Here is a 13,563-nt window from a genome sequence, read left to right as displayed (position 1 = left end):
GATCCATATCATGGTCTCACACCGCAAAGAGCGATGTACGGATATTTTTAAATGTTGTTTTCCGAAGCCTCAACTTCAAAAGAATTTTTACCCTCCATAATATAACAGCTACCGAGGGAGCCTGCAACACTTTCAGATATTCCCTCGCTTCCTTTTCGGAAAAGTCACCCAAATGGGTATAGAGATAATAAAGTGTATCAATTTTCCGACGATTCAATGATTTCCGGTAATTGGGATGATCGTCGTATTTGTCCAGCGTTTGCTTATAATTATAAAAGTTCTTCAAATCAAGGCGTGCTGAAAAGCTATTGCCGTGACGCCGGTATACGACCTGTTGATCGTCGGCTATACGTATCTTTTTCTTATTCTTTATACAACGAAGCCACATATCCCAATCTTCAAAGGCCAAATTCTCATCAAAAAAGTCGAGATCTTTTAGTACCGATAGCCGCCAGACACTTCCCGGAGCACTTAAAAAATTTCCCAGGATCAGGCGCGAAAATACATCACCCGTCAATAAATGTTGATCAAAAGCGGTTTCTTGATAAGTCGTCGTATCCTCAAAAAAGAAAAGTGGATGACTTAGCAATACGTCGGTATCAGCATGTTTATTAAAAAAGCCCATCCGGTTTTCGATAGCCATTGGTTTCAGCCAGTCATCCACTGATATGATCATGCAATAGAAAGCCACCGGATAATTCCTTAATACGTGATTTAAATTCGCTGAGACCCCGTACGGCTCCGTCCGCCGGATAAGTACGCGGGGAAAATTATACTTGCTGATCTCCGATTCAAAAACAGGAATGCTGTCGTCAGTAGAGGCATTATCACAAAACAAAAGCCTGAAGTTTTTGTCTGTCTGATTTGACAAACATTCCAAAAAAAAGGGAATGTAGCGACTGTAGTTCCAGTTCAAACAAACAATATCGATTTTTACATCAACCGGCGTCACAGGTATTTATATTTCCGCATAAGCACATACATCAGTATCCAATAAAGGAGGTATGTAATCAAAAATGCATAGACCACCCCCGGCAAACCAAACTGCTTTATCAGAACAATGGATAGCCCCCCATAACAGACCGTGAAAATGATCTCCGTAAGCATAAATGTATATTTCATTGTCTTAGCTACCATCAGATACGCCAAAAGCCAGGATCCTATTTTAAAGATATCCGCTATAAACTGAGCACCAAACAATCTTGCTGCAGGCAAAAAGTCTTCCGTCATCAACACCCGGATAATAAAAAACCGGCAGAGCCAAATTACAAGAGCCATAATCATAACCGCGGGAAGTATCACTTTATATCCAGTCCAGATTTCAGCTCGTAGCTCCTCTCGCCCTTTTGCTTCTGATAAACGGGGCAGGTAATAAACAGATAACACGGCAATTACAAACCCAAGGTAATAATCTGAGATCCGGGTAACAGCCTGCCAGTACCCGGCATCGCTGAATCCCAGCTCCCCGATAATTTTATTACGGATAAACAACTGGATGTAAGGAGTTAAAAAACCAGAGACAGTTACCATCAGTGTAAAGGACAGCAGCAGCTTAACCATGGTCCGATTCAGTTGGAATTTCAGAATCTCACCCAAAGAGAACCACCGGTGCCGATTCAGAAAATAGAGATGTACCAAAAACAGCAGCACTGCAGTAACACTGGGGGCAATCAGCACACCAAGCACCTGGTATTTTTTTGCAAACAAAATTGTTATTCCCACGCCTGCAACAGTGCCTAAAATGTTCGCCAACGTCAAAAAACGAATTTGTTTTATTCCATTGAGGATACTCGACATTAAAACGGAAAGATTTGTGAAAACCAGAAGCAATGCCCAAAAAATATATGCCACCCCATACTCCGGGGTGCGAAATGTGCTGGCGGATAAAGAAGGGGCAAAAAAAAGTACGGCTGCACCAGTACCCAGCGAACATATAATGGTGATCCAAAACGCCGTCTGTATCACGGTCTGCTGCCGCTGGCGATCGCCGGTATATTCAGCCAGGTATTTTACCACACCGGTGGACATAGCCCCACCCGCAAAAAGCGATAATAAAGCTGTTGCATTTATAAACTGGCCCGTGTAAGCCATGCCTTGTGGCCCGACCTGGGAGGTGATCACTTTTACGCTCACTAAACCGCCCAGAATACCGATGCTTTGTGATACCGAAGTAAATAAACTTGTTTTTATAAGTTTCATTGAACTGCCCGAAAGCTATTGACTGCCGCAATGACCTTTTCTGTTTCTTCTGTTGTCATTACAGGACTAATTGGCAAACTAAGTACTTGCTGGTGTATCTGTTCAGATAATGGCAAATGCAGATCGTTCCATTCCTGATATGCCTCTTGTTTATGAGGAGGAACCGGGTAATGAATCAATGTTTGAATATGGTGGTCCCGGAGATGATCCTGGAGTTTGTAACGTGCTGCAGAACGGATCACAAATAAGTGCCAGACATGCTCCAAACTGTCTGCCGGTTCTTCGGGCAGCAGTATGCTGGTATTTTCTATTCCGGCACTATAACGATGTGCGATCTCCCTGCGTTGCGCATTCTCCTCATCAAGATATTTTAACTTTACATTCAAAACGGTAGCCTGCAGTTCGCTCAACCGGGAGTTTATTCCTTTAAACCTGTGTATATATTTTTCAGAAGCGCCATAGTTTGCCAGGGAGCTAACGATCTCTTTCAGTTGCAGGTCATTGGTTAAAACAGCTCCTCCATCTCCCAAAGCACCGAGATTCTTGCCGGGATAAAAGCTAAAACCCGCGGCATCACCCAGTCCCCCGGTTCTTCTGTTACACCAGCAGGCTCCAATTGCCTGTGCACTGTCTTCAATAATTTTAAGATCATATTTATCTGCCAGCTGCACTAATTTCTCCGACCATGCACAGCGTCCGTAAAGATGAACAACCATGATCGCTTTGGTCCTGGCACTTACGGCCATTTCTATTTTCTCAAAATCGATGTTATAGGTCGCAGACTCCGGCTCTACTAGCACCGGTTTTAACCGGTTATCCGTAATCGCCAGGATACTGGCAATATAAGTATTTGCCGGAACGATTATCTCATCCCCTTCATGTATGACGCCCAACTCGATATATCCCCGCAGGATCAGCCGGAGTGCATCCAGACCACTAGCTACTCCAATAGCATGGTCAACTCCAATGTATGCAGCCAATGCCGACTCGAATGTTCTTAGTTCTTTTCCCTGCAGGTACCATCCGCTTCGGAATGTATCAAGCAACCGCTGCTCGATCTCCTCCTGACGAACCAGGTTGATTTTCTGCAGATCCAGGAATTTTATCATTGCTTCTGCACTTTTACCAGCTCCCCTGTTTCGGCGAAAACATAAAAATTCTGTTCCTCGTCTTTAAAATCAAGAGCTACCAATACTCCTTCTTTTGTGACATATCCGCTGTGCCGGGCGGGGTTCCCATAGTAAACATAATAATCCTCAACAGTATTGGTTACTACACTGCCGGCCCCAATCAGCGCATAACGTCCGATTGAACACCCCGCGATGATGGTTGCATTTGCACCGATAGAAGCGCCCTTCTTAATATGCGTTTCCAAAAACTTCCCCGGATAACGCTTCGACCGTGGCACCAGATCGTTTGTGAACGCAACGTTCGGGCCAATGAAAACATCATCCTCAATTCTGAGTCCATCCCAAAGCTGAACACCCGATTTCACCGTAACATTATTGCCTATTATCACGTCATTCTCAACAAATACAAAACAGCTGATATTACAATTACTACCAATTACTGCATTTTTCAAGATTACCACAAATTGCCAGATAGATGTCTGTTCACCAATATTTGAGGACTGAACGTCAGCCAGCACGTGTTTAAAAAACTGATCCCTCATTTCTGAAAGCTTTTAGATCATCATAATTACGTATGTAATCCTCTTCAGAGTAAATAGTAGATGCGAGCACCAGGCAGATGCTGCCACTTGAAAAATCCCTGATCTCCCGCCATATCCCAGGCACGATGTGCAATGCCCTGTCCGGCCGGTTCAAGAACACTTCTTTTTGATTGATGCAATCATCAAGTAGAACTCTGAAAGAGCCGCTTGCTGCAATTATATACTGGTTCAGATCATAGTGTGCATGCCCTCCCCGCTCCGTATCCATTGGTACATCATATAAATAATAGATCCTTTTTATATCAAAAGGGATGTTCGCGCCGTTTTCCAAAACGGTGATATTGCCCGATTCATTATGAACAATCGGCAACTCAACAACCTTGCAATCATTAACGGAGTACACTCTTCAACTGTTGAAACTCTTCAAAATCCCTTACATAATCACTTGCGTTGAATTTCCTGTCGGAAACAAATAAAGCCAGCGAATTGGTTGAAAAATTTTCAACCCTTCTCCAATATAGTTTCGGAACAAAGAGTCCGAAATAAGACCTGTTCAAGGAGTAACGCGTTTCCTTTTCACCATTATCCAGTATTATGTCGAAACTGCCGGACAACGCAATAATAAATTCCTGCTGCTCTCTGAATGCATGCCCCCCCCTTGTGGCTCCCCCTGGAACATCATATATCCAGTAGGTCCTTTTAATTTCAAAAGGAATCGGTGTGCAGTGCTGCAAAAAAGAAAGGTTCCCTCTTTTGTCGACAACCCTTGGCAGCTGAATGATCTGAGGCAGTTCTGTCATCTACCCAACTGTTGATATATCCTTTCAATAATATCCACCACTTTCATCCCTTCAAGGACATTCGTTGTCAGCTCACCTCCATGCCGTAGTACCTCCACCACATTTTCTATAATATAATGAAGATTTGCTGCTGATCCCTTATATGTCCCATCGCTATTATCCGGATTGACCGGCGTAAGCTCCGGCATTGTATAATCCTTAATATGACAATATTCTACCTCATTCATGTATTGCCCACCTACTTTAAGAGAGCCCTTTTCTGCAATTACTGTGACATGGCTTTCCAGGTTCTTATCCCATACTGCCGTACTATAATTCAGACAACCCATTCCTCCATTTACAAAATCGAAGCTGATCACTCCGCTATCTTCAAAATCAGTCAACTCCTGATGATTAAAATCTCGGAATCTTGCCCGGATATTTGTTATATCACCAAAACACCAATATATAAGATCAATGAAATGACTGAACTGAGTGAACAAGGTTCCACCATCCAGCTCTTTTTTTCCATGCCAGCTTTCTTTTTTATAATAACGTTCATCCCGGTTCCAGAAGCAGTTAATCTGAACAAGAAAAATCTTTCCCAGTATTCCTTTTTCAAGAAGTTGCTTCAACCAGACGCTCGGTGGGCTATAGCGATTCTGCATTACTGCAAACACCTGCTTACGTACCTGTAAGGCCTTATAAATAACTTTTTCTGCATCAGCCTTATACAATGCGATTGGTTTCTCCAGTACAACATGTTTTTTAGCATCCAGGCATTTCATGGCCTGATCTGCATGATATCCGTTGGGAGTCGCGATAGTGATAACATCAATCTCCTGACCTACATCTGAGGCCAGCAAGGCCTCAAGTGAGGAAAAAAGAGGGGCGGAAAACTGCTCCAGCTCCAATTTTTCTTTTGTTTGTACATCAACAAATGCAGCCAACACACAATCCTTATTCCGGCTGATCATCTCCGCATGACGTTTACCAATATGGCCGCAACCAACAACGGCAAATTTTAGTGTATTCCCCACTCCGCTATTTTAATATAGAAACCTTATTCCCCTTTAACAGATATTGTTTGCCACTTTCCGGGCAGACAGCATGACCATTCCCATCAAATTGCAATTTATGCCCATACTCACTCATCCAGCCTGTTTGCCTTGCCGGATTGCCCATAACCAATGCATAATCCGGGATATCTTTAGTCACCACTGCACCCGCACCAATAAAAGCATATTCACCTATTGTATTTCCACATACAATAGTTGCATTAGCCCCAATCGTTGCACCTCTTTTCACAAGCGTTTTCTTATATTCGCTTTTACGGCTGATAGCGCTTCTGGGGTTCACTACATTGGTAAATACCACGCAGGGACCAAGAAACACATCATCCTCGCAGCTCACTCCTTCATAAATCGAAACGTTGTTTTGTACTTTTACATTATTTCCCAGTACTACGCCAGAAGCTACCATTACATTTTGACCAAGATTGCAGTTCTTTCCGATAATACATCCGGACATAATGTGGGAAAAGTGCCAGATTTTTGTTTTTGTTCCGATAGTGCAACTATCATCAATAACAGCAGATGGATGCGCAAAAAAAAATTCGGTGTTCATTGGATTCAACTATAAAACAAATTGATCATTAAGCATTTTCAAGTTATTCCTGAAAGGCATTTCCATACAGAACCGGGTAGCGGTGCTCATCATTGGTAACGCCCACCGCATAATCCGACATGACCATTAATTTTGACCCGGGCGCAATTGCTTGCAGACAAAAAACATTTCCGGGAGGTATGTGCAACACATCTAACGTATCTGCATTTAAAAGGAAGACTTCACATTCTGCATCACTGATATCCGGAGCTTGCCAGTCGGTAACTTCTGTTACTTTTATCTGAAAAGCACCACAAACTGCCAAAAACCAGCGGTTCTCGATCTCGTGCCCCATCCAGCCTCTTATAAATGAAGGATCGTTGTGTTCAATTGTAAAGATACGTTTTACAGGGCTGAAATCAAATCCATTACTAAACAGCAAACGGCCCCGTTGGTCAATATGCTCGCCCCCCTTGATCAAACGGATATTCATCTATTTAAGTTTTTTGAGGTATGCACCATAACCACTTTTAGTCAGTTCTTCGGCCAATACGTTAAGTTCTTCTCTGTTAATAAACCCATTCCTGTATGCGATTTCTTCGATACACCCGATCTTCATTCCCTGTCTTTTTTCAATCACACGAACAAATTCTGAGGCATCTGTCAGTGAGTCAAACGTTCCTGTATCCAGCCAGGCCGTACCCCTGTCCAGCACTGCTACCTGCAATTTTCCTCTGTTCAAATATTCCCTATTTACATCAGTGATCTCATATTCGCCCCGGGGGGAAGGCTTCAGGTTCTTTGCGATCTCCAGTACACTATTATCATAAAAGTACAGCCCGGGAACCACATAGCTGGATTTAGGCTCCGCCGGTTTTTCTTCTATTGACATTGCCACTTTATTTTCATCGAATGTAACGACGCCATACCTTTCCGGATCAGACACCTGGTAGGCAAACACATATCCGCCTTCCACATTAGTTAAGTTCTTTAATTGTGAGCCCAACCCCACACCATAAAAGATATTATCGCCCAAAACCAGTGCCACCTTATCGGATCCGACAAAATCCGCCCCGATTATAAATGCCTGTGCCAGTCCGTTGGGCCGCTCCTGCACTGCAAATTCAAACCGGCAGCCAATGCGCTCTCCATCACCAAGCAACCGTTTAAAACCGGGCTGGTCTTCCGGAGTGGTGATGATAAGAATCTCTCTGATTCCGGCCATCATCAATACGGAAAGCGGATAATAGATCATCGGCTTATCATAGATCGGCATCAACTGTTTGCTGATAGCTTTTGTAATCGGATACAATCTGGTGCCGGAACCTCCTGCGAGAATGATACCTTTCATTTTATTTTGTGTTGATTAAATGTCCGGGACATTCAATTATATTGTTTTTCATAATATTGTTGATACTCCCCGCTGGTCACATGTTTGAGCCATTCCTCGTTTTCCAGGTACCAGTCGATCGTTTTTGAAAGTCCTTCCTCAAAAGTAACCGAAGGCTTCCAACCCAGCTCTTTATTGATCTTTGACGCATCAATTGCATACCGGAGATCATGGCCCGGGCGGTCTTTTACAAAGGTGATCAGCTGCTCACTGGTACCTGCAGGCCTTCCCAGTTTTTCATCTACCTGTTTGCATAATAGTTTTACCAGGTCAATATTCTTCCATTCATTGAAACCTCCTACATTGTATTTTTCTCCCGCACACCCCTGGTGGAAAACAAGATCGATGGCCCGTGCATGATCGATCACATACAACCAGTCCCGCGTATATTTCCCATCACCGTAAACAGGTAGGGGTTTATTGTTTAGAATATTGTGGATCATTAACGGGATAAGTTTCTCCGGAAAATGATTTGGCCCATAATTATTGGAACAATTGGTAACCACGACCGGCAAGCCATAAGTATCTGCATACGCATACACAAAATGGTCAGAAGACGCTTTCGAAGCGGAGTAAGGTGAATGCGGATCGTATTTCGTTTCTTCCGTAAAAAAACCTGTTTCGCCCAATGCGCCGTATACTTCATCTGTTGAAACATGATGAAACCGTTTGCCCTCGTAATTATCTTTCCACAACTCTTTGGCCGCATTCAGCAGGTTTACTGTTCCTATTACATTGGTATAAACAAAATCAAGGGGAGATGTGATTGAACGGTCCACATGACTCTCTGCCGCCAGGTGAATAACCCCTTCCGGCTGGTATTTGCTGAATAAGGCGTTCACAGCTGTCTGGTCCGTAATGTTCACTTTTTCAAATATATAATTCGATGCCTGCTCCACATCCCTTAAATTCTCCAAGTTACCCGCATACGTCAACGCATCCAGGTTCACCACTCTGTATTCAGGGTAACTTGTCACAAATAGCCGTACTACATGAGAGCCAATAAATCCTGCGCCTCCTGTAATTATCACTGTTTTTTTCATATTAATCACCTTACTATTGAAATTTTGTTTGTTCCGGGATCACGCTTCCACGCTGCTTTTATACCATTCAAATGTTCTGACCAGTCCTTCCCTCACCGATACAGAAGGCGTATAACCCAACAGTGATTTTGCTTTGGAAATATCTGCGAGACTGTGCAAGACATCCCCTTTTCTTGTTACACCAAAATCAGGTGTTATATCCAAACCCGCTTCTGTTTTAAGAAGTTCAAACAGTGTGAGCAAACTGGTCTGCTCTCCACAAGCGATATTGTAAACCTGGTTTATTGCTTCTTTTTTTTCAGTAAACAATGCACATATGTTGGCATTCACCGCATTGGCAACATATGTAAAATCCCTGCTATGCTTTCCGTCTCCATTAATAACAGGAGCTTTTTGCTCCAGGAGTGCCTTAACAAAGAGTGGGATCACTGCCGCATATGGCCCCTGCGGGTTCTGGCGCGGACCGAAGATATTAAAATAGCGCAGGCCGATCAACTCCAGATCATACAATGACGCATATACTCCGGCGTAAAGCTCATTCACATACTTGGTAACAGCATATGGAGACAATGGTTTACCGATGTTTTCTTCCTTTTTAGGCAACGCCGGATGATCTCCGTAAGTGGAAGAACTTGCAGCATAAACAATCCGTTTTATCCCGGTTGTCTTTGCCGCAGTGAACATGTTCAAAGTTCCTGTGATATTTACCGCATTGGTAGTTAGCGGATCGGCAATAGAGCGCGGCACAGAGCCCAGCGCGGCCTGATGCGAAATGGCATCCATTCCTCCACAAGCTTTCAAGCAGGTTTCAAAGTCCCTTATATCCCCTTCCATCCACTCGAACCGTTCATCAGAAAAAAAATCCTCCAGGTTCTTCATTGTTCCTGTAGAAAGATTGTCCAGCACTCTTACAATGTGCACACGTTCATCCTTTAGCAGTGTTTCAACAAGGTTAGAGCCAATAAAACCAGCTCCTCCTGTAACTAAAATCCTCATATACAAAAATTCTTTTTAACTATTTCGACGCCGGAATATCCCCTTCTTTTTTCGCTTTTCATTAAAGGAATCATCTTGATAATAATCATTACCGTGTTTTTCTCCATACCCGTACCCATATCCATATCCATACCCGTAGTTGCCATAATAGCCTCCGCCAGTCGGCATCTTGGTATCATTCAAAATAATGGAAAGGTTCGGCATTTTTTTGTTCTCATACATTTCATTGATCAGGTTTAACTGTTTTTTAAATGTATGCCCCTGCCGTGTTACATACAGGGTACAATCTGCATATTTGCTTAGCGTCAGCGCATCGCTTACCATACCAATCGGCGCTGTATCAATAACGATATAATCAAATTTGCTTTTCAGTTTTGCAAACAACAGATCTACTTTTTCATTGAGCAGCAATTCGGAGGGATTGGGAGGGATTGGTCCGCAGGGCAATACATACATATTCTCTTCACCAGCTACCGGAATGATAAGACTATCCAGGTCCATATCCCCGATCATGTAGTTACTGATCCCCTGCCTCTTTTGCATGTCCAGTCCAATTAATACTTTCGGCTTGCGCAGATCAAATTCGAGAACAATTGTTTTTTTACCGGTAAGTCCATAAACTGCGGCTATATTGGTACTGATAAAAGATTTCCCTTCTCCCCCAAAGGAAGAGGTCACCAGGATTACTACTTTATCCCGCTTACCAGTTATATATTGCAGATTTGATCTCAGTAAACGAAACTGTTCAGCGATCAGGGTCCGTTTTGTTTTGCTAACCACCAGTGTCTGATCGGACTTGGAGTGCCCGATCTCTCCAAGAATCGGAACAGTAGTAGCGCGTTCTATATCTGCCCGTGTATTCACCCGGTCGTTGAATGCTTCTTTCAATACAATAAACAATCCCGGAATGGCCAGTCCGAAAAGCAATGCGGCAATCTTTACGGTCCTGGGATTGGGCTTTATTGGGATTATATCCGGCTCTGCTTTTTCAATAACTTTTGTATTGGAAATGGTGCTGGCCCTTTTTATCGCAGCTTCTTCCCGCTTCTCTCCCAGGATCTTGAACAGGTCGAGTTTTGAAACCAGATCCCGTTCAATGTCAGCCTGATCCGTCACTTTGGCCGGCATTTCCAATGCTCCACCGGTGTTTTTTGATTTTTCGACAGACACCAACCCCAGATTCTTCCGGTAGCTGTTTTTTAGCGTTTCCACATTGGACAGGGTTCCTCTACGCATCATCTCAATACTTTGATCGAGCTGTTTGATCTGTGGATTATCCACCGGAACATTAGCTTCAATAAGCGCTTTTCGTTGGAGCTTTGCTTCATTCAGTTTTGCCAGCATTTCAGCCAATCCATCATCTTTAATCCCCAATGTTGAGGGAACAAGCATAGCATCTCCTCTTTTATCCAGGCTGCTTTCCAGCAGATCCAGTGTATTCAAAGCCAGGCGTTGTTCCTGGTTAAATGCGTCCTGTTCCTGCGCTCTGCCTAAGAGAATGCTTGTCTGTAATGTGGCATCCACCAGATTATTGCGTTTCTGATAGGCTACCAGCTTCTTTTGCAGGCTGTCAATATCATGTTGCACCAATCCCAACCGGTTATTGATAAAGTCTATAGTCAGATCCATAGAAATATTCGCCTGTTCCACCTTCCATATCGTATACTCTTTCATTAGTGTATTTACAACATCCGATGAAAGGTAAGGGTTGGCAGAATGATATTCCACCAACATGATCTCGGTATTAGCAAGTTTCGGCTGCACATTCAATAACTCGATCATGTCTGCAGCTACCACATCTTCATTATGATATGTCATCGTAAATTCAGATCCAGGTTCCGGCAGGCCTTCTCCATTTTTTACAAGCTTAAACACGCCATTCTTTGTCTGGAACAGCTGATCGAAGTTGTATAAGGTGTTGCTTTTATCGACCCGGAACTGACTGCTGTTTATAAAGTCAATATCGACAGAAAATGACAAAGCTGAATCCACCAACTGTACAGGGATAAAGGCAAATGCCGACTGTTTATAGGCATTCATGTTTTTCACTTTCCCTTTTTTGGTATAGCCGACCTGCAAATTCAGCTTTTGCACCACACGCGTCATCAACGGCCGCGATTTCATTACTTCAATCTCATTGAGCAGGTTGGTCGTCTTTCCTTTGCCGGCGATCAGGTCCTCTACTTTATCGCCCTTAGGTTCTTCCGTAGTGATCAGTATACTTCCCATAGAACTATATTGCTCCTGTGTATACCTGAGGTACAGCCAGGCAAGCAGCAGCGCCAGGGCAACACTAAAAATAATCAAAGGAAGAAACCGGAGATATTTGTAAAATAATTCTCTCGTGCTTAAACTGCCGGAGGCTTCTTTTCTTTCTATAGATTGCATAAATGAAACAGCGGAATTTTAAAAGAGTAATGGCTACTTCCTGGAAGCGGATATTATGACAGATGTAATAACTGCAGCTGCTGAAATCATGGATGTTGCAAACGTAAAACGTCTCAACGTTCTGGCTTCATCATTTGCTTTAGCTTTATCGTTTACAGGATCTACCAACAAAATATCATTTTGTCTTAAAAAGTAATAGGGTGAGGAAAATATATCCGCCGAAGACAAGTTCACAACGCCCATCTCCCTTTTTCCATCCTGCTCCCGGATGATTTTCACCTCCTCTTTTTTTCCCCATTCCGTAATACCACCCGACATGGCAATGGCCTCAAATATATTTACCTTTTCCGTTGGAATATTAAGCACCTGCGGATTGGTAAACTCCCCCACGGTGATGATCTTATAGGTCTGAAACCGGATCAGTACGGTGGGATTTTTCAAAAGCTCTACAGGCGTTACCAGTCGTTTTTTGATTTCCGCTTCCAGTTGTTTTTTGGTAAGTCCTTCCGCATGAATTTTGCCGAGGCGGGGAAAATCGATATTACCATCTCCATCTACCAAATAACCGCTGGCTGTACTTGTTGTGTTGCTCGCTGTACTCCCCATTCCGGCAGCGCCGCCTCCGGGCAGGGGCTGATTGTATAAAAGGTCGGGATTGGGGTCTTTGGGTAAATAATCGCTGTACACCTGGATCGCCAGCTGATCGTTCTTTTGTATTACAAGCTCAGGAAACTGGATCTGTTTGTTGATCGATTCGTTTGTTGCACCTTCCAGATATTTTGGTAATTTCTGTTGTATGGTGCACGATCCAAACAATAATACAGCAGCAAGTATGAATGGATAATTGAACAATTTCATAAAGTTTGATTTAATGGTTGATCAGTTTTGATTTATCAAATAAGGCCACGAGGCTGTAATTAAGACTTTCAATTGCTACCTCCACCTTATTGTTTCTTAAATCAATCACCCGGCCTTCTTCCTCCACCAGCAATCCCTGGTTGATCATCACACGCTGATTTTTTCTCGGATGAAATGCAGTCAGCTCCACATTTTCAAATTCATTCAGAAACCGTTGAATCCGAACCACCTCATAGTCTTTAACAATTGCAGGCCGGCCTTCGATATAAACAAAATTGATCACTCCCGGGGTTTCCCGTATTGTCTGCCGCTCTGCAGTATTTATATATACAAAGAGATAAGAGGGCAACAGCGGCACCAATACCGTTTTTATCCGGTCGCTCCATTTGCGTTTTACCCTGTTTAACGGGCAATAGGTGACAACATTCCTGTCCGTAAGCAGCTTTGATACTTTTTTCTCCCAGCGGGGCTTAGTATAGATTGCATACCAGTTCTTTTCTTTCATTTTTTTACATGGCTTCGCCACCTCAGTCACATTTTCAGGTAAAATACGACCAAAACAATCTGCAGGAACAACCCTGCAAATATAACAGTAACAGTGCTTATTGAGAAAATTCTCTGGGGCTTGTCTTT

Annotated in this window: 15 protein-coding genes; all 15 read right to left on the bottom strand. The window is 43.2% G+C overall.

The genetic code is table 11. The annotated features are described in order from the left end of the window. Nucleotides 1–16: 16 nt before the first annotated feature. Genes K7B07_RS13915 through K7B07_RS13845 form a run of 15 tightly spaced genes read right to left on the bottom strand, consistent with a single transcriptional unit; the run spans nt 17 to nt 13,435 of the window. The gene (locus K7B07_RS13915; protein ID WP_223710589.1) at nt 17–952 is read right to left on the bottom strand and encodes a glycosyltransferase family 2 protein; all 936 of its coding nucleotides are present in this window, start codon (nt 950–952) and stop codon (nt 17–19) included. Continuing rightward, entirely contained in the window at nt 949–2,199 is a 1,251-nt protein-coding gene (locus K7B07_RS13910) for an O-antigen translocase (RefSeq protein WP_223710588.1), read from the bottom strand. The genes K7B07_RS13915 and K7B07_RS13910 overlap by 4 nt, the downstream gene beginning before the upstream one ends. Beyond that, nucleotides 2,196–3,308 (bottom strand): DegT/DnrJ/EryC1/StrS family aminotransferase, encoded by a 1,113-nt coding sequence (locus tag K7B07_RS13905; RefSeq protein WP_223710586.1) that lies wholly within the window; start codon nt 3,306–3,308, stop codon nt 2,196–2,198. The genes K7B07_RS13910 and K7B07_RS13905 overlap by 4 nt, the downstream gene beginning before the upstream one ends. Then, nucleotides 3,305–3,871 (bottom strand): acyltransferase, encoded by a 567-nt coding sequence (locus K7B07_RS13900; RefSeq protein ID WP_223710584.1) that lies wholly within the window; start codon nt 3,869–3,871, stop codon nt 3,305–3,307. Before K7B07_RS13900 ends, K7B07_RS13905 begins: the two co-directional genes overlap by 4 nt. Next, nucleotides 3,852–4,274 carry a sugar 3,4-ketoisomerase gene (locus K7B07_RS13895; RefSeq protein WP_223710582.1) on the bottom strand — a complete coding sequence of 141 codons (423 nt, stop codon included), beginning with the start codon at nt 4,272–4,274 and terminating at the stop codon, nt 3,852–3,854. Before K7B07_RS13895 ends, K7B07_RS13900 begins: the two co-directional genes overlap by 20 nt. Continuing rightward, nucleotides 4,261–4,671: a sugar 3,4-ketoisomerase gene (locus tag K7B07_RS13890; RefSeq protein ID WP_223710581.1), complete on the bottom strand. Its 411-nt coding sequence runs from the start codon at nt 4,669–4,671 to the stop codon at nt 4,261–4,263. Before K7B07_RS13890 ends, K7B07_RS13895 begins: the two co-directional genes overlap by 14 nt. Then, on the bottom strand, nt 4,668–5,690 hold the full coding sequence (locus K7B07_RS27810; protein WP_223710579.1) for a Gfo/Idh/MocA family protein: 1,023 nt from the start codon (nt 5,688–5,690) through the stop codon (nt 4,668–4,670). The genes K7B07_RS13890 and K7B07_RS27810 overlap by 4 nt, the downstream gene beginning before the upstream one ends. Before the next feature lie 4 nt (nt 5,691–5,694). Beyond that, nucleotides 5,695–6,276 (bottom strand): acyltransferase, encoded by a 582-nt coding sequence (locus K7B07_RS13880; RefSeq protein WP_223710577.1) that lies wholly within the window; start codon nt 6,274–6,276, stop codon nt 5,695–5,697. A 43-nt stretch (nt 6,277–6,319) separates the two neighbouring features. Then, a complete protein-coding gene (locus K7B07_RS13875; protein ID WP_223710575.1) occupies nt 6,320–6,748 on the bottom strand; it encodes a cupin domain-containing protein in 429 nt (142 codons plus the stop codon). Next, nucleotides 6,749–7,606 carry a glucose-1-phosphate thymidylyltransferase RfbA gene (gene rfbA, locus K7B07_RS13870; RefSeq protein ID WP_223710573.1) on the bottom strand — a complete coding sequence of 286 codons (858 nt, stop codon included), beginning with the start codon at nt 7,604–7,606 and terminating at the stop codon, nt 6,749–6,751. It abuts the gene before it with no gap. A gap of 32 nt (nt 7,607–7,638) precedes the next feature. Next, nucleotides 7,639–8,688 carry a dTDP-glucose 4,6-dehydratase gene (gene rfbB, locus K7B07_RS13865; protein WP_223710571.1) on the bottom strand — a complete coding sequence of 350 codons (1,050 nt, stop codon included), beginning with the start codon at nt 8,686–8,688 and terminating at the stop codon, nt 7,639–7,641. Between the two features lie 39 nt (nt 8,689–8,727). Continuing rightward, nucleotides 8,728–9,684 carry an SDR family oxidoreductase gene (locus K7B07_RS13860; RefSeq protein ID WP_223710569.1) on the bottom strand — a complete coding sequence of 319 codons (957 nt, stop codon included), beginning with the start codon at nt 9,682–9,684 and terminating at the stop codon, nt 8,728–8,730. Between the two features lie 15 nt (nt 9,685–9,699). Then, nucleotides 9,700–12,072, bottom strand: coding sequence for an exopolysaccharide transport family protein (locus tag K7B07_RS13855; RefSeq protein WP_223710567.1), 2,373 nt, complete (start codon nt 12,070–12,072; stop codon nt 9,700–9,702). Between the two features lie 33 nt (nt 12,073–12,105). Continuing rightward, nucleotides 12,106–12,930 carry a polysaccharide biosynthesis/export family protein gene (locus tag K7B07_RS13850; protein WP_223710565.1) on the bottom strand — a complete coding sequence of 275 codons (825 nt, stop codon included), beginning with the start codon at nt 12,928–12,930 and terminating at the stop codon, nt 12,106–12,108. 10 nt (nt 12,931–12,940) lie between these two features. Further along, the gene (locus K7B07_RS13845; RefSeq protein ID WP_223710563.1) at nt 12,941–13,435 is read right to left on the bottom strand and encodes a UpxY family transcription antiterminator; all 495 of its coding nucleotides are present in this window, start codon (nt 13,433–13,435) and stop codon (nt 12,941–12,943) included. Nucleotides 13,436–13,563: the final 128 nt, after the last annotated feature.

This window comes from Niabella beijingensis, from assembly GCF_020034665.1.
GTDB lineage: Bacteria > Bacteroidota > Bacteroidia > Chitinophagales > Chitinophagaceae > Niabella > Niabella beijingensis.
Note: the sequence above shows the minus strand (reverse complement) of the source record. Positions and strands in the feature narration are given on the sequence as shown.